At 57.0% G+C, this 16,414-nt stretch carries 17 protein-coding genes; 6 read left to right on the top strand and 11 right to left on the bottom strand.

Going from position 1 to position 16,414, the window contains the following annotated elements; genetic code table 11:
• Nucleotides 1-92: 92 nt before the first annotated feature.
• On the bottom strand, nt 93-530 hold the full coding sequence (locus tag IE156_RS12290; protein WP_189392809.1) for a DUF2946 family protein: 438 nt from the start codon (nt 528-530) through the stop codon (nt 93-95).
• Between the two features lie 294 nt (nt 531-824).
• Here IE156_RS12290 and IE156_RS12285 point away from each other — a divergent pair, with 294 nt between their 5' ends.
• Complete coding sequence (locus tag IE156_RS12285) at nt 825-3,449, top strand: cation:proton antiporter (protein WP_189392941.1); 2,625 nt, start codon at nt 825-827, stop codon at nt 3,447-3,449.
• Nucleotides 3,450-3,492: 43 nt separating this feature from the next.
• Here IE156_RS12285 and cyoE read toward each other — a convergent pair whose 3' ends face one another.
• Genes cyoE through IE156_RS12265 form a run of 4 tightly spaced genes read right to left on the bottom strand, consistent with a single transcriptional unit; the run spans nt 3,493 to nt 6,815 of the window.
• Nucleotides 3,493-4,386, bottom strand: a complete 894-nt coding sequence (gene cyoE / locus IE156_RS12280; protein ID WP_189392808.1) for a heme o synthase — start codon at nt 4,384-4,386, stop codon at nt 3,493-3,495.
• Nucleotides 4,325-5,398, bottom strand: a complete 1,074-nt coding sequence (locus IE156_RS12275; protein ID WP_189392807.1) for a COX15/CtaA family protein — start codon at nt 5,396-5,398, stop codon at nt 4,325-4,327. The genes cyoE and IE156_RS12275 overlap by 62 nt, the downstream gene beginning before the upstream one ends.
• Nucleotides 5,399-5,401: 3 nt before the next feature.
• Complete coding sequence (locus tag IE156_RS12270) at nt 5,402-6,031, bottom strand: SCO family protein (protein WP_189392806.1); 630 nt, start codon at nt 6,029-6,031, stop codon at nt 5,402-5,404.
• A 1-nt stretch (nt 6,032) separates the two neighbouring features.
• Nucleotides 6,033-6,815: an SURF1 family protein gene (locus tag IE156_RS12265; protein WP_189392805.1), complete on the bottom strand. Its 783-nt coding sequence runs from the start codon at nt 6,813-6,815 to the stop codon at nt 6,033-6,035.
• Between the two features lie 28 nt (nt 6,816-6,843).
• Between IE156_RS12265 and IE156_RS12260 the strand changes: the two genes are divergently transcribed.
• Nucleotides 6,844-7,050, top strand: coding sequence for a twin transmembrane helix small protein (locus IE156_RS12260; RefSeq protein ID WP_189392804.1), 207 nt, complete (start codon nt 6,844-6,846; stop codon nt 7,048-7,050).
• 43 nt (nt 7,051-7,093) lie between these two features.
• Here the strand turns inward: IE156_RS12260 and IE156_RS12255 are convergent, their stop codons facing one another.
• From IE156_RS12255 to coxB, 5 genes are all read right to left on the bottom strand, one after another.
• Nucleotides 7,094-7,969 (bottom strand): cytochrome c oxidase subunit 3, encoded by an 876-nt coding sequence (locus IE156_RS12255; RefSeq protein WP_189392803.1) that lies wholly within the window; start codon nt 7,967-7,969, stop codon nt 7,094-7,096.
• 50 nt (nt 7,970-8,019) lie between these two features.
• Nucleotides 8,020-8,244, bottom strand: a complete 225-nt coding sequence (locus IE156_RS12250; RefSeq protein ID WP_153231359.1) for a DUF2970 domain-containing protein — start codon at nt 8,242-8,244, stop codon at nt 8,020-8,022.
• 1 nt (nt 8,245) lies between these two features.
• Nucleotides 8,246-8,359, bottom strand: coding sequence for a cytochrome oxidase small assembly protein (locus tag IE156_RS18415; RefSeq protein WP_009457495.1), 114 nt, complete (start codon nt 8,357-8,359; stop codon nt 8,246-8,248).
• Nucleotides 8,360-8,376: 17 nt separating this feature from the next.
• Nucleotides 8,377-9,981 (bottom strand): cytochrome c oxidase subunit I, encoded by a 1,605-nt coding sequence (gene ctaD, locus IE156_RS12245; protein WP_189392802.1) that lies wholly within the window; start codon nt 9,979-9,981, stop codon nt 8,377-8,379.
• A 75-nt stretch (nt 9,982-10,056) separates the two neighbouring features.
• Nucleotides 10,057-11,217 (bottom strand): cytochrome c oxidase subunit II, encoded by a 1,161-nt coding sequence (gene coxB / locus IE156_RS12240; protein ID WP_189392801.1) that lies wholly within the window; start codon nt 11,215-11,217, stop codon nt 10,057-10,059.
• Between the two features lie 275 nt (nt 11,218-11,492).
• Between coxB and IE156_RS12235 the strand changes: the two genes are divergently transcribed.
• The 4 genes from IE156_RS12235 (at nt 11,493) to IE156_RS12220 (ending at nt 15,839) form a co-directional block, all read left to right on the top strand.
• Nucleotides 11,493-12,320: an NUDIX hydrolase gene (locus tag IE156_RS12235; RefSeq protein WP_189392800.1), complete on the top strand. Its 828-nt coding sequence runs from the start codon at nt 11,493-11,495 to the stop codon at nt 12,318-12,320.
• A gap of 44 nt (nt 12,321-12,364) precedes the next feature.
• A complete protein-coding gene (locus IE156_RS12230) occupies nt 12,365-13,228 on the top strand; it encodes a PhaM family polyhydroxyalkanoate granule multifunctional regulatory protein (protein WP_189392799.1) in 864 nt (287 codons plus the stop codon).
• 13 nt (nt 13,229-13,241) lie between these two features.
• Nucleotides 13,242-14,612, top strand: coding sequence for a bifunctional UDP-N-acetylglucosamine diphosphorylase/glucosamine-1-phosphate N-acetyltransferase GlmU (gene glmU, locus IE156_RS12225; RefSeq protein ID WP_189392798.1), 1,371 nt, complete (start codon nt 13,242-13,244; stop codon nt 14,610-14,612).
• 108 nt (nt 14,613-14,720) lie between these two features.
• Nucleotides 14,721-15,839: a glycosyltransferase family 4 protein gene (locus IE156_RS12220; RefSeq protein WP_189392797.1), complete on the top strand. Its 1,119-nt coding sequence runs from the start codon at nt 14,721-14,723 to the stop codon at nt 15,837-15,839.
• A 7-nt stretch (nt 15,840-15,846) separates the two neighbouring features.
• On the opposite strand, the gene IE156_RS12215 is transcribed toward IE156_RS12220, so the two are convergent.
• Nucleotides 15,847-16,323, bottom strand: a complete 477-nt coding sequence (locus tag IE156_RS12215) for an Lrp/AsnC family transcriptional regulator (protein WP_189392796.1) — start codon at nt 16,321-16,323, stop codon at nt 15,847-15,849.
• Nucleotides 16,324-16,414: the final 91 nt, after the last annotated feature.

Genomic DNA, 16,414 nt, shown 5'->3' with positions numbered 1-16,414 from the left:
ATTCCGAAGGGCGGCCACCGTCCAGCGGCAAGTCCGCTTGGTCGATGGCAGCAAAAGATAGTTGGCGTAGCGGCAGGGCCGAACGCGGGGAATCAGGCAGGAAGAAAAGCGGGCGGGGCGCGTTGCCCCACAGGTGGGCCACGAATAAAGGCCTGGGCCAGTGCAGGATTAAGCGGGGGCAGCAGGAAAGGGCGGGATTGGCCTACGTTCAAGGGGGCCAAGAGAGCCACAGGCGTAGGCGTCAGCGCCGCTTGCAGCATTACGCAAAACGGACAGGTTGCGCTGGTCGTGGCTTCATCCGAATGGGATGCGGCGTCATCACCTAAGAGCGCGGCCCAATGCCGCAGCATTTCGGGCGGCAAGCTTTGCCCCGAGGGCAGACAGAAGGCCAGGGCGTAACCTTGCTCGGTCTGCTTGGGCATATAGCCGGCTGGCACGATTCCGCGCAGCACCAAGGCCAGCAGCAACAAGCACAGGCCCAAACGAGGGGGCCAGTTTGTCGCAGCGAGGAAGGTGCGCGTGAACTTCATGATGCGAAAGTATAACGAGTTATTTCTGTCTTCAATTTGCGCTGGCGCAGAGAGTGAGCCGCCTTAGTACACCGCCGATGTCACTGTGTGTTTCTCTTTGCCAAGCCATAGGCCAATAAAAGTAAATTTTGCTAGAAAAAGGTAATTCGGCGGCTGTACTGCAAGAAAAAGGCGCTATCCTGATTCATACGGAAAGCGGGGGGATTTTCCGTGCCGATCTGGCCTGCCCAGGGCAATGCCTGGATGCGTATGCACATGCCGATCGACTCAATGCAGATGACAAAGGATGTCGCGATGCAGATTGGGCAGTTTGTTTTTGGATTGGCAGGCCTGTTGGGGCTGGTTGCCTTTATGCCGCCTTTGGCTGGACGCTTGCGACTGCCGTACTCTGTCCTTCTGGCCTTAATCGGTTTTGTACTGGGTATTTTGCTGCACTTGCATGCCTGGGCACCCAAGATGGTGTCGGACTTCCTGGACACCCTGCAAGCCTTCGACATCTCCTCCGATACCTTTCTCTACGCCTTCCTGCCCATCTTGTTGTTCGAGACCTCGCTGGCTATGAACCTGCGCCGGCTGCTCGACGATATCGGTGCCATCCTTATGATGGCGATTGTGGCGGTGGTGGTCTGTACCTTTGCCGTGGGCTATGCCCTTAACGCCGCCTCTTCCTATGGCCTGGTCGTGTGTCTGATGCTGGGCGCGATTGTGGCCACGACCGATCCTGTGGCCGTGGTAGGTATTTTCCGCGAAGTGGGAGCACCCAAACGCTTGTCTACCCTGGTGGAAGGCGAGGCCCTGTTTAACGATGCGGCGTCCATTGCCCTGTATTCCGTGTTGTTAGCGGTGTTGACCGGTGGTGGTGAATTAAGCGGCAGCACGGTGCTGGGTAGCTTTCTATTCAGCTTTCTGGGCGGCGGGGTCGCTGGATTTCTGATGGGACGTCTGGCCAGCGGTTTATTTGTGCTTTTGCGTGGCTGGCCTGCGGCCGAAGTCACACTAACAATTTCCTTGGCATACCTCGCCTTCTTTGTCTCCGAGCACTATCTGGGTGTGTCTGGCGTGGTGGCAACGGTTATCTCTGGGCTGGTGGTCGGTTCTACCGGCCGCACGCGCATGTCGCCCGCTACCTTTGAACTGCTCAGCAGCTCCTGGACCCAGATGGGGTTCCTGGCCAATTCCCTGATCTTTTTGTTTGCCGCCATGCTGATTCCGCGCCTGATGGCCGAAATTACGTGGATGCAGATTGGCTTGGTGGTTTTGCTGTTTGTAGTGACACTGCTTGCCCGCGCCGCTATGGTGTTTGGCGTGTTGCCCTTACTGGGGCGCACGCGCTTTGGCACTCGAGTCAGCCGTCCTTATCGGGTCGTGATTCTGTGGGGTGGTTTGCGCGGTGCTGTCTCCTTGGCACTAGCGCTGGCGGTAACAGAGCAACACGCAATTCCTCACGATGTGCGTCAGTTCATTGGTGTGGCGACTACGGGTTTTGTGCTGCTGACTCTGTTTGTGAACGGGATCAGCCTGCGACCATTGATTCGCCGTTTAGGGCTGAATCAGCTGACCCCTCTGGAGCGTCATTTACGGGATCAGGCGGTGAGTCTGGCCTTGGAAGAACTGCGCGACAAGACCGAGGAGCTGGGTCGGCAAGAGCAGATCAAACCACAAGTTATCGAGCGTTTATGTACCGTCTTTGATGCCAGTCAGGCGGGTGTGGCATCGGGCCAGATTCAAAGTTTGACTGAGGCACAGAAAGTAAAAATGGGCATGGCTATTTTGTCGGCCCGCGAAGTAGAACTGTTTTACGAACTGCTTAAATCGCAGATTGTGGACTGGAAAACTGCCGAGTCGTTGTTAAGCCGGGCAGAGCGTATGAACGACACGGTGCGCTTAGCTGGACTGGCCGGTTTTGAGGCAGCTATTGCCAACGATCTGCGCTATTCCCGAGGCTTCCGTGCAGCCTTGCGATTGCATTATCTCTTTGGGATGCAAGGTTGGCTGGTACGGGAATTGGACAAACGCTTCTCCAATTTGATTGCCAAGCGCTCCGTCGCCCAGCGCCTTATCCGCTTTGCCCAAACCGAGCTGGCCCCCTTATTGGGACAACCCGCTACTGGCACGATTGTGCAGGCTCATCAGCTGCGTTTGTCCCAATTGGAAGATGCCTTGCACTCTTTGACGCTGCAATACCCTGTGTTCGCGCAGTGGCTACAAGAGTCCTATTTGGCACGTGTGGCGGCCTCGCAGGAACGGGCCCACTATCGCACCATGTTGTCGCACTCCTTGATTACCAGCGAGATGTACGCGGATCTGGTTAAACAGATCACGCAACGCTGGCGCTATCTGGACGAGCGGCCCACCTTGGACATGACCATGAGCGCCATGGAGTTGATCGCGCAGGTGCCCATGTTCGACGGTATTTCCGAGCAAGCCAAAAAAGATCTGGCGCGACGTTTGCGTCCGCGTCTGGCCCTGCCGGACCAGACCATTCATTTGCGCTACGGTGGCATGCGGGTCATGTATTTTGTGGCCTCGGGTGCTTTGGAGCTGACCTTGCCCGATGGCAGTCTGGTCGAACTAGGGACGGGCCAGACGATAGGCGAGGTCGGGGTGCTGGAGCATATCGATTACGCAGGAACAGTGCGTTCCTTGGGCTATAGCCGCTTGTTGATGCTGACCGAGCGTGACTTCGATACCCTGAGGGGTAAAGACCCGGGTTTCAGCGAAAAGATCGAGGCCGTCGTGCGTCAGCGGCAACGGGCTTATCAAGTGTGGCAGGAATTTGAATCCGGCCAGCGTCAACATGAAGAGCTCCCCCCCTTGTTTGGTCTGGCTCATGCCTTGAGCGAGGCGGAAAACTTTGTGGGGCCACCATTGCCTCCTAATTGGGCGGAGCAGTCAGCACAGCAGCAAGCAGAGGTATAAAAAAAGCGAGCCAATCTGGCTCGCTTTTTTATAGGAAGCTGGATCAGATCAACCGTACCCAGTGATCCAGCAGCAAAGCCCCAAACAGCACGGCCAGATAAATAATAGAGAAGCGGAACAGCTTGCGGGACAGCTCGTCGCTGTAATTACGGTGTAGCTGATGGGCGTATTGAATGAAGCGCGCACCCAGCAAGATGGCCGCTGCCAGATACAGCAGGCCGCTCATGCGGATGATGAACGGCAGCAGGCTAGAGGCCATCAGAATGTAGCTGTAGAGGAGCACATGCAAGGTGGTGAAGGTCTTTCCATGCGTGACGGGCAACATGGGCAGGCCCGAGCGCTGGTAGTCGTGCTGACGGTACAGGGCCAAGGCCCAGAAATGTGGGGGCGTCCAGATGAAGATAATCAACACCAGCAACCAGGCTTCCGCCGGTACGGCGTTGGCAATTGCAGCCCAGCCCAAAGCTGGCGGCATGGCACCGGACAAACCACCGATCACAATGTTTTGTGGCGTCAGGGGTTTGAGGATGACGGTGTAGATAACGGCGTAACCAATAAAGGTAGCTAGAGTCAGCCACATGGTTAGCGGGTTTACCCAGTAGTACAGCACCAGCATGCCTGTACCGCCCAGCAAGCCCGACATGGCCAGTACTTGAGGCGAGGTAATGGTGCCGCGTGCGGTGCCGCGTCTGGCGGTGCGCAGCATACGGGCATCGATCTGGCTTTCGATCAGGCAGTTGATGGCAAAGGCCGCGGCGGCCAGCATCCATATGCCTAGCGTGCCCGCGACCACGGTGCCCGGATCGGGCAGGCCGGGAGCAGCCAGAAACATGCCGATAACGGCACAGAAAACAGCCAGCTGGGTGACTCTTGGTTTAGTCAGTACCAGATACTGGCGCAGGAGCGAGGCGGGAGCCAGGGTAGCGGTGTTTGTCATACTGTATTCCTTGGGGGACAGTCGACTTGCGGGAAAGCCGTACCAACAGGGTGACGCAGCATAAAACGAGACCGGCAGCCCCCCCATTATGCAGGACGGCAATCAAAAGAGGCCATTGGAAAAAGATCGTGGTTAACCCCGTGATGAGCTGGGCCAGCAGCAATAAAAGCACCAGCGTTGCGGGGCGGCGCAGCACAGGATCCGCACGTAGTTTCCAGGCGAGCGAACCTAAAACCAGAAAGACCAGAAACGCCATATTGCGGTGTATCCAATGAATGGCGGTCAGGGCTGCCTGGGAAATCATCTCGCCGGAAGGCAGTTCACCCAGCGCCCGGAAAAGCGAGAATCCGCCATGCAGATCCATCTCGGGTATCCATTGGCCGTGGCACTGGGGGAAGTCCATGCAGGCTAGCGCCGCGTAATTGGTGCTGACCCAACCGCCCAGGCCAATTTGTAGCGTTAGCAAGATAAATGCACCGATCAGCCAGGGCCGCCAGCGGCGGGTAAGCGGGTTAACGGGCGGGCCGGGGTTCTCCCGTACGGCCAGCCAGGTCATCAAGGCCAGGACGCTCATGCCGCCCAGCAAGTGGGTGGTGACGATAATGGGCATCAGCTTGTGGGTCACGGTCCAGGCGCCAAAGGCACCTTGCACGCATACCGCCAACAAGGTGAACAGGGCCAGCTTGGCCGAGTGCCCCAAGGTATGGCGGTGCCGCCAGGCCATCCAGACGATGGCAATAATCAACATGCCCAACGCCGCGCCCACATAACGGTGAATCATCTCGATCCAGGCTTTGCCCCAGCTGACGGGACCGTAGGGCATGGCTTGGTACGCCTGCTCAATATGTGCACCCGCGCCCAAAGGGCTGAGCTTGCCATAGCAACCGGGCCAGTCCGGGCAGCCCAGGCCCGAGTCGGTCAAGCGCACAAAGGCACCGAACATGATCAAGTCCAGGGTCAGAAACCAGGTCAGGTAGACCAGCTTGCGGTAGCGTTGGCGTATATCGGCCATGCTTTATCCAATCCGCGAATTGGTCAGCAGCTTGCGTATATCGGTGCGGACCTTAAGGGGGTCGGCATCGCCGGGGAACAGCATCATCAAATTGCCATTGGGGTCGATGATCCACATGCCATTTTTCACGGCCTGCTCAGGGGTGTTATCCACGGCGCCAGGGCTTAGGAAAGCGGCCAGCTGGCGAGGGTCGGCACGCAGCATGTGCGTGCCCCTATAGGCTTCCAGAACCTGTGCCGAGGGCTGGCCCTGGTCGGTCACAAACCAGACGCGGGCCAGACGCTCCACATTTTTGCCTTGGCTGGCATGAGAGTTGCGCAGGATAAACAGCTTGCGCACACAACTTTCCGGGCAGGCGCTTTCGTCGGCACTGAGCAGTACCCAGCGGCCACGTAGGGATTGCAGATCAAAGGCTTCGCCTTGCAGATTATGCAGGGCCAGGGCGCTGGCATCTGGTGTGCTGCGTTGAGGCTCAATCAATTGACCATAGGCATTGCTTTCATCGGGCCGTAACCCTAGCGAAGGCAGGTAGTAAGCCGCCAACGCGAACAGTACCGGTGCCAGGCTGATTGCGATCAGCAGATACAGCGGGGTCATGGAACGCGGGCGGGCAGGGGATTGAGTCGTGTCCACGTCAGGTTTTCCTTGTAGGAGCAGAGTTGGGCCTGGAGCGTCGCAGCCATTTCCACGCTACACCGATCCAGGCACACAGGGCAATCAGGGCAAAACCGAACCATTGCAGGGCATAGCCCCGGTTCTTTTCAAAATCGATATTCGGGTCAGGCCAGTCTGTCAGTAATTCAGAGGCAGGAGCGGTCTGTGCTAGCACACGCGGCAGCACGGGCAGATCGGTGCGTGTACGCAGATCTTCCAAGGCCAGATTCTGTACGACGGGCGCAATCCCGGAAGGGCTGGGCAAGTGCTCGGGCAAGGGGCTGCTGCCCAGCTCAAACAGACGCGGGACACGCTCCATTAATTCGCCAGAAATGGTTTCAGGGCCGCTTGGCGCGACCGGAACCTTAGGGGTTTGCCCGGGTTCGCGCGGTAGCCAACCACGTAGCACCAAGAGGCTGGAGCCTGCCAAATCGCCCTCATCCAGCACAAACGGGGTGGCAATCCAGTAGCCCGGCTTACCTTTGAAATTGCGATTATCCAGGAGTACAGTTAACTCACTGCGCCAGGAACCGTGCAGGGCGACAGATTGCCACAGAGCACCTTTATCCAGGCTGGCCTGGGAATCAATATGAAGGGGGGCTTGTTGGCGGCCTTGTTCTATTTGTTGTGCCAAGCTTTGACGTTCCTGTGCGCGGCTCAGTTGCCAGCGTCCCAGGCTAATGAACAGCAGCATCAGCAAACCCAGACAAACCAGGGCAAGCAGGGATCGAGTCGGAGAAGAACGAGGATTGTTGCTGGACATCAATTCAACCTGAAGCGGGGGAGACGTAATGCGTGTGCTAGTCCTGATCGTGTTTCTGGGGGTTATTGTTTCCTTGGGGTCGGCCTTGGTGTATTTGATGCGGGACCGGGGTAATTCCAATCGCATGGCCTATGCCTTGACCTGGCGAGTGGGCTTATCCGTGGCCCTGTTCCTGTTTGTGCTGCTGGCCCATTACCTGGGTTGGATAGAAAGCACCGGAGTGCCTTTGGCGTGAAGTAACAATCCAGGCCCGCCGCACGGGCCTGGAGCATGAATGGCTAGAACCAGTAAACGTAGAGATACAAGCCCAGCCACACCACGTCTACAAAGTGCCAGTACCAGGCTGCACCTTCAAAACCAAAGTGGTGTTCGGCCGTGAAGTGCCCACGCATCAGCCGTATCAGCATCACCGTCAGCATGGTGGCACCAATAATTACGTGAAAGCCGTGAAAGCCCGTCAACATATAGAACAAGGCCCCATACGCGCCAGAGGTGAACTTCAGGTTCAGTTCGGCGTAGGCGTGCATGTATTCATAGGCTTGGCAGATCACAAAGGCAAAGCCCAGAGCCACTGTCATGAATAGCCAGAAGATGGCCCCGCTGCGCTTGCTGGCACGCAAGGCATGGTGAGCAATCGTCAGGGTCACGCCCGAGGTCAGCAACAAAGCGGTGTTGATGGTGGGCAGCCACAGTGGGCCAACCGTCTGGAAGGGCTCTACTGTGCCCGCCGGGCCTTGATTAGGCCAGGTGCCGGCAAAGTCCGGCCAGAGCAGGGCGCGGTGATCCAGATCGCTGAGCAGCGGCGTGGCGATTTCGCGGGTATACCAAAGCGCTCCGAAAAAAGCCGCAAAAAACATCACTTCGGAAAAGATGAACCAGGACATGCTCCAACGGTAGGAGATGTCGACACGCGTGCTGTTCAGCCCCGTTTCGGATTCTTGCACCGCTTCGCTGAACCAGAAAAACAGTACTAGCAAAAAGCTGAGAATCCCGACCAGAAACATCCAGAAGCCACCGGGCCAATTATTGATCCAGATGGCTGCACCCAACAGCGTCAGGCCCAGAGAAAGGCTGGCGCGTACCGGATGCCCCGATAAACCGGGGACATAGTAATACGGCGCCTTGGACGGGTGAGCCGTAGTCTCGACATGCATAGTGTTCTCCTTCGGGTCAGGTGCCCTGGGGCGCGGTATCCGGCCAGGGTTCAGCTGGCCTGACCAATGAACCAGCGGGCCACCATAATCAGGCCCACAACGAAAACAACCGTGGCGATCAAGGCGGCAATAATCAGATAGACCGGATTGATCTTGGCAATGTCCTGCTCATGGTCGCTGCCACGACGGACTCCAAAAAATCCCCAGGCAATGGCTTTCAATGTCTGGAAAAAACTGAGCTTGCGCCGTGTGAGGTCCCGAAAATCGTCATCCATATCACTGTCCTAAAAATTGACTGCCTTTTAGAAAGGTCCAGGCCATGACGGCAATGACGAACACGGCCAGGAGCAATCCCAGACGGCGGTTGCGACGGCGTTGTTCGGGAGTCATACGGTGATCCTCCAGCGTTATTTGATGACAGGTGGAACTTCAAAGGTGTGGTGTGGTGCGGGTGATGGCACTGTCCACTCCAGCCCTTCAGCACCTTCCCAAGGCTTGGCGCTGGCAACTTCACCTTTGCCACGGGCCGCCTGGATCACGATGTAGATCAGCAGCAACTGCGACAGGCCGAACCAGAACGCGCCAATGGTGGCAATCTGGTGGAAGTCGGTGAACTGCCCCGCATAGTCCACATAGCGCCGCGGCATGCCCGCCAGACCCAGAAAGTGCATGGGGAAGAAGGTCACGTTGAAGGAAATCATGGTGGACCAGAAGTGGATCTTGCCCAGACGCTCGTTGTACATGCGGCCGGTCCACTTGGGCAGCCAATAATAGGCGCCGCCAAACAGGGCAAAGAGCGATCCGGCCACCAACACATAGTGGAAGTGAGCCACCACGTAATAGGTGTCGTGTACGGCGATATCAATCGGGGCCACGGCCAGAATCAGGCCGGTAAAGCCGCCAATCGTGAATACGAAGATAAAGCCGATGGAAAACAGCATGGGCGTTTCAAAGGACAGTGAACCGCGCCACATGGTGGCCACCCAGTTAAAGATCTTCACCCCGGTAGGAATGGAGATCAGCATGGTGGCGTACATGAAATACAGCTGCCCGGTCACCGGCATCCCAGTGGAGAACATATGGTGGGCCCAGACCAGGAAGGACAGAATCGCGATAGCGGCCGTTGCGTACACCATGGAGGCATAGCCAAACAGGGCTTTGCGCGAGAAAGCAGGCACGATGGCAGAGACAATGCCAAAGGCCGGCAAGATCATGATGTAGACCTCGGGGTGCCCAAAGAACCAGAAAATGTGCTGGTACAAAACGGGGTCGCCACCACCGGCAGCGTTAAAGAAGTGCGTACCGAAGTGGCGATCCGTCAGCAACATGGTGACGGCGGCGGCCAATACAGGCATCACGGCAATCAGCAGGTAGGCGGTAATCAGCCAGGTCCAGCAAAACAGCGGCATTTTCATCAGCGTCATGCCGGGGGCGCGCATATTCAATACCGTCACCACAATATTGATGGCCCCCATGATGGAGGACGCGCCCAGAATGTGAACCGCGAAAATCGTGAAGTCCATGCCCGGCCCCATCTGCAAGGACAGGGGGGCGTACATGGTCCAGCCGCCTGCTGGCGCGCCACCGGGTGCAAAGAAGGACGCAGTGAACAGGATCGCACCGACTGGCAAGAGCCAGAAACTGAAGTTGTTCATGCGGGCAAAAGCCATGTCCGATGCGCCAATCTGCAGCGGAATCATCCAGTTGGCAAAGCCCACAAAGGCCGGCATGATCGCGCCGAAAATCATGATCAGGCCGTGCATGGTAGTGAACTGGTTAAACAGCTCGGGCCGGAAAAACTGCAGGCCGGGCTGGAACAGTTCAGTACGCAGCAGCAAAGCCAGCACGCCGCCCTCTAGCAACATCACAAAAGAGAAGATCAGGTACATGGTCCCGATGTCTTTGTGATTGGTGGCAAACAACCAGCGACGCCAGCCGCTAGGGGTGGCATGGGCATGATGATCATCATGTCCGCTCGGGTTCGCTACATGGTCGACGGTGACGCTACTCATGCTTGACTCCTTGCTGCACTCCCCCTGGCCGTAGTCAGGGATAGCTTGATAGTGTGATAGGCGGCGGGCGCGAACTTAGCGCTGTGCTTTGACGTCAGCGGGCATCACGACAGGGTCGGGCCCTTTGCCGGCGTTGCCCCAGGCGTTACGTGTGTAGGTAATGACCGCTGCAATCTGCACATCGGTGAGTTGATTGCGGAAGGCCGCCATCGCCGTGCCAGGGTGGCCATTCAACACGGTATCGATCTGTCCTTTCTTGGGGGCCAGAACAAATTTCGTGTCGCCATCCAGAGCGGGGAAGGTGCCGGGCATCCCTTTGCCGTTTGCCTGGTGGCAGGCCACGCAGTTCTGCGCAAAGATCTGCTTGCCACGCTCGTTCAGCTCATCTTTGGTCCACTCTTTATTGGGATCGTCGGCCTGGGCGGTCAGCAAGTCGTTTTGCTCTTTGGCCCACTTGTCGTAATCCTCTTGCTCCATCACTTGCACCACGATGGGCATGTAGGCGTGATCCTTGCCGCACAGCTCGGCACATTGGCCTCGGTACGTGCCTACCTTTTCAGCGCGGAACCAGGTGTCGCGTAAAAAGCCGGGGATGGCATCTTGCTTGACGCCAAACTCGGGCACCATCCAGGAGTGGATGACGTCCTCTGCCGTCAGCATGATGCGTACTTTCTTGTGAACCGGCACGACCAGCGGCTTGTCCACTTCCATCAGATAGTTCGGGCCAATGGGCTCGCGGCCTTCAATCTGGGCTCGTGGCGTGGACAGGTTGGACAGGAACTTGACGCCGGTGGCCGGGCCGTCCAGATATTCGTAGCCCCATTTCCACTGATAGCCGGTGACTTTGACGGTCAGGTCGGCGCTGCTGGTGTCTTTCATGGCCACCACCGTTTTGGTGGCGGGCAGGGCCATGCCAATCACAATCAAAAAGGGAATGATTGTCCAGGCAACTTCGACACCTAGGTGTTCATGAAAGCGGGCAGCGATTGCGCCCTTGGACTTGCGGTGCCGGATGATGGAGTAAAACATCACGCCGAACACGCCAATAAAGATAATGGTACAGATGATCAGCATCATCCAATGCAGCCAGGCAATGTCCTGGGCAATGGGTGTGACACCTGGATGCAGGTTAAGCTGATTGACGCGTGGACCCCCCTCCATATGGGTGATCTGAGCCAGGCTGGGCCCTGCCGTCGAACAGGCGGTCAGAGCAAATACACTTCTCCACATCTTCATTGTTGTCCCTCTTTTGGTGTTGCCATGCCAAACCGAGGTTCGGCTGCGTCAACGCTCCGAAAAATCCAACGCTGGAAGAAACTGCTGTGTTGCAGTGGCGGGCTTGTGGCAGCTAAGTGCTGGTCCGCTCGAGGTTTTTAGTAGCTTATCTGTTCTCGGAAATTATATCGAACTTGTTTTAGCCTTCAAGGGCAGGGTATGTCCCTAGACGACAAGGTTGGACTAAACGCTACAAAAGCCGTAATGGTCCAAGGCTTGAATTACAATCGCCGACTATGACTTTGTTCCAGAACCGATCACTTACTCAGGCCATGCGTCAACGTATGGCCAGCCTGACCAGTCAGCTGCAGCAATTGCCCCCACCGGGCAGCCGTCCTGTCACTGTTGATGGACGCGTTGCCGGATGGATCACCCCTAAGGCCACTCGTTGTATTGAGCCTTTGCCGGGTGTCTCGATTGAAGATGATGTCTTGCGTCTGAGCGACTGTCCCAGCCAGGAATTGAGCTTGGCTCAAGTCCTGGAACAGGTCGCCCTGAGTTTGCAGGAAGGTGGCTGTATTCGGGCTTGGCGCGACGAGCTGCTGGACGTAGTCGGTGAGGGGCAGTGCCTATCCCGTATCGAGCGGGGCGCGGTACGTCCCCTGGGGTTTCTGACGCAAGCTGTGCATTTGAATGGCTGGTCTACAGACGGCCGTATCTGGGCCGCGCGTCGCTCCCCCACTAAATCGACCGACCCGAATATGTGGGACACGCTGGTCGGTGGACTGGCAGTTAGCGGTGAGTCGCTGCACACCTCTTTGATACGCGAAAGCTATGAAGAGGCCGGGCTGCAGGAGTCGCTGCTGGCCAATCGCACCCCCTTGCGGGTGTCCTTGCGCATGCACCGTCGTTTGCCCGAAGGCTATCAGGTGGAAAACGCCCTGGTCAGTGATTGCGTGCTGGCCGACGATGTTCGACCCTGCAATATGGACGGCGAGGTTAGTGAGTTTCGCTTATTGACGCTGGATGAAGCCTGGCAAATGATAGAAGCTGATTTGTTCACTCTGGAAGCGCAAGTGGTGCTGATCGACAGCATCAAGCAGCATCTGGAACAGCTGGCCTGAACCTGGGAGTCACCGGGCAGGCACCAACCCGATGGGAGCTAAGCATGAACCCGAATCCTTTTGGTATACCTGATTTCAATGCCCTGGGCGGCGGTAATAATCCGTTGCTGCGCAGCATGGATATGATGGCGCAGGCCTGGAAAAACATGGCAAGCGGTGGCGCGGGCGATCTGGGCTCGGGCATGATGCCCAGCCTGTCTCCCGACGATCTGGACCGCCGCATTCGCGATTTGCGCGCTGTGGAAAGTTGGCTGCAGCTGAATCTGTCCATGCTGAGCACGACGATTCAAGGTCTGGAGATTCAGCGCTCTACCTTGGCTGCGATCAAGACGATGGCGCAGCAAGGTACACAAGCCGCCGGTGGTAAAAATCCATTTGAAGCCTTTATGGCCTTCAATCCTATGGCAGCGGGTGCAGGTGGACCAGCAGGCGCAGATAGCGCGGCTTCCAAGGCTCAGGCCGCCAAGCCTCAAACGGCACAGCAGCCGCCCCAACACCCGTTTCAACAGCCTCCCCAGCAGCCCCAAGACGCTGCCAAGCAGGAAACTCCAAAAGATACACAGGCCGGTGTTCAGCAGGATGCTGAACCCGCTGCAGGTAATCCGGCCGCGCAAGCGTGGTGGGGCATGCTGCAACAGCAATTTGATGCGATGGCCAGCGCCACGGCCGCGTCCATGCAGCAGGTCGAAAACTACCGCCAGCAGACTGCTCAGGCCAAAGAGGCTGGGACGGCAGGCAAAGCGACCAAACCCGCTGCGGCCAGCGCTCAGACCTCTGCCAAGGCCAGTGCACCCGCTGCCGCCAAGACGGTGAAAACGGCACCTAAAGCGGCCACTAAAACGGCGGTTAAAAAAGCCGCCACGCGCAGTACTCAAAGCACTACCAAAAAAACTGATCGACCAACCTAGTAGGTAAATTTTTATGCTTAATATCGTGATTCTGGCAGCAGGCATGGGCAAGCGTATGCAGTCTGACCTGCCCAAAGTACTGCATCCTATCGCTGGCAAATCCATGCTGGCCCACGTGCTCGACAGCGCGCGTGAACTGGAGCCGGAAAAAGTGGTGGTCGTGGTGGGTCATGGCGCCGAACGCATTCAGCAAACCTTCGCGCAGGCCGAGCTGGCCTTTGCCTTGCAGCAGCCCCAATATGGCACTGGCCATGCTGTTCAGCAGGCCGTTCCTGATCTGGTCGGTGGTGACAATGCTGATGACGCCACGCTGGTGCTCTATGGCGATGTACCCCTGGTGCAAGCCGACACACTGCGCCGTTTGCTGGAAGCCCGTGGTCAAGGTGTGGCCGTGCTGACAGAAAACCTGTCCGATCCCACCGGCTATGGCCGCATCATTCGCGGTGCAGACGGTACTGTGCAACGCATTGTTGAGCATAAAGATGCCAGCGACGCAGAACGTGCTGTGCAAGAAGTAAACACCGGCATTCTGGTGGCACCTACCGCCCAACTGAAAGACTGGCTCACCCGCATCACCAACGATAACGCTCAGGGAGAGTACTACCTGACCGATATCATCGCTTTGGCCGTGTCTGATGGTGTGTCCGTGCAAGCCGCCCAACCGGCCGCTGGCTGGGAGACTTTGGGTGTCAACAGCCGCGTTCAACAGGCGCAGCTGGAACGCATGTGGCAGTCCGAGCAAGCCCGTCGCTTGCTGGAAAAAGGCGTTACCTTGGCCGACCCGGCTCGCTTTGATCTGCGTGGCACGCTGGAGTGTGGCCGCGATGTTTTTATTGATGTGGGCTGCGTATTTGAAGGCAAGGTCGTACTGCAAGATGGCGTGCGCGTGGGCCCTCACAGCGTTCTGCGGGACGTCAGCGTGGGTGCAGGCACACAGATCGAAGCGTTCAGCCATTTGCAGCAAGCTCAAGTGGGTGAAGAGGCCCGTATTGGCCCTTACGCCCGTTTGCGTCCGGGTGCGGTGCTGGCCAACCATACCCACGTAGGCAACTTCGTGGAAATCAAGAACACCCAACTGGGCGAAGGCTCCAAAGCCAATCACCTGAGCTATATCGGTGATGCAGATATTGGTCAGCGCGTGAACATTGGCGCGGGCACGATCACCTGCAATTACGACGGTGTGAACAAGTACCGTACCGTGATTGGTGATGATGCCTTTATCGGCTCAGACACGCAGTTGGTGGCTCCAGTGACAGTAGGTCGTGGTGCCACGATTGGCGCTGGCACGACACTGGTGCGCAACGCACCGGATGAGCAACTGACCCTGTCGCGTTCGGAACAGCGCAGCGTGCCCGCCTGGAAGCGCCCGGTTCGTAAATCTTGATGTGGTCTCGCCCATCTTTGGCTTTCCTCCCTGTGCTCTGCACGGGGAGCGGGGCTGTGCGCTGTAGTGGCGTATCCCGCCCGGATGGGCTGATTCAGGATGTTCGCCATGCGCATACTGCAGCTTAATTTCGAGCGCGGTTGGCGCGGTGGTGAGCGGCAGACCTTGCTGAGCCTGCTGCATATGCAGCAGGCAGGTCATCAGGTCAGCCTGTTGGCCCGACGTGATGAAGAACTGGCCAAGCGCGCCAAAGAGCAAGGTTTAAGCGTGGTGGAATGTGCCTCTGTAGGTGCTGCTCTGCGCTATTTGCTCTTGCATGGCCGTGGTTTTGACATCGTTCATTCCCAAACAGCATCTTGCATGAGTTGGTTGGCTCTGCTGCATTTTTGGCTACCCAAACGTGTGGTTTTTACTCGCCGCACCGCCTTTCCTGTTGATCGCAAGCGCAGTGAACAACGTAGTGGACGACAACAAAACAATCCTTTGACCCTCAAAGAAAGGCGCACGCGCTGGAAGTGGCGCAAGGCGGATCGTTTGGTGGCGATCAGTCAGGCAGCGGCGGCAGAACCACGTCGTCTGGGCTTTTCTGTAGACCTGATTCCTAGCGCCATCGAATACGTGGAGCAGGACGAGGCCTATGTAAACCATTTGCGACAGCGCTGGAACCCGCAAGGTCTGCATGTCTTGGGAACAATGGCGGCGCTGACTGTCGAAAAAGATCCATTAACCTTGATCCGCGCGGTTCACGCCCTGTATCAGCGGCGGCAGGACTTTGTGTTTCTACATTTTGGTGCGCCAGGTTCCGAGTCCTCGGCTGCGCAAGAGCTGATCGCGCAATTGGGTTTGGAAGCCTGCTACAAGCTGGCTGGCTTTGAGGCCCGCCCCGAGCAAGCGTATCGATTAATGGATGGCTTCGTTCTGAGTTCCCGACATGAAGCTCTGGGCTCCAGCGTCCTGGATGCCTTTGCCTATGGCGTACCCGTCACGGCTACGATGGCAGGTGGTTTAAGCGAACTCTTGGACAATGGGCGTGGCAATTTGTGTGCGGTAGGCGATGCACACGCGATTGCACAGGCTTTAGATGACACTTTGAGCCATCCTGTCGCTGCACGTGCACAAGCCGATTTGGCGCATCGCTGGGTGCTGCAGGAGCACGATCCTGCTGTCATGGTGCAACGTTATTTGCGCCTGTATCAGCAACTGGTGCAGCAGCGCTTGCGAACTTGAACCTGGTTTATACCTTCGGCGCAGGCAAAGGCACCCGTGTCTCGAACTTGGCCTGATAAATCGAAAAGAAGCTGCGTATATTGCGGATATTGGCCTGGCTGGTGAATAAAGCATGGGCCAGCTTGTGATACGCCTGCATATCATTAACCTGCAAAATCACAATGAAATCCACCCCGGTAGAGACGCGATAGCACTGCGTCACAGCAGGTTCTGGCGTCATCAAGCGCTCGAACTGTTGCAGGTGTTCTTCACCCTGACGGTCCAGGGTAATTTCCACAATGGCCGTCAAACTGGAGCCCAATTGTTCAGGGTCCAGCAAGGCAACTTGCCGTCGAATCACCCCTTGTTCGCTTAAACGACGTACGCGGCGTAAGCAGGTTGGGGGGGACGCGTGTACGCGCAAAGCCAGCTCTTGATTGCTGATGGAGGCATCATTTTGTAGTTGCTCCAGAATTCGCAGATCCAGCTCGTCCAGTTCAATCATGACAATGTTTATCTATCTATTATGAAATTAAATTTCGTTAAATAAATTTTATTTTGTGCTTATTTCATATTGATTATTAAGTGAAATTTTA

It is taken from the genome of Alcaligenes pakistanensis, assembly GCF_014652815.1.
GTDB classification, from domain to species: domain Bacteria; phylum Pseudomonadota; class Gammaproteobacteria; order Burkholderiales; family Burkholderiaceae_B; genus Alcaligenes; species Alcaligenes pakistanensis.
Note: the sequence above shows the minus strand (reverse complement) of the source record. Positions and strands in the feature narration are given on the sequence as shown.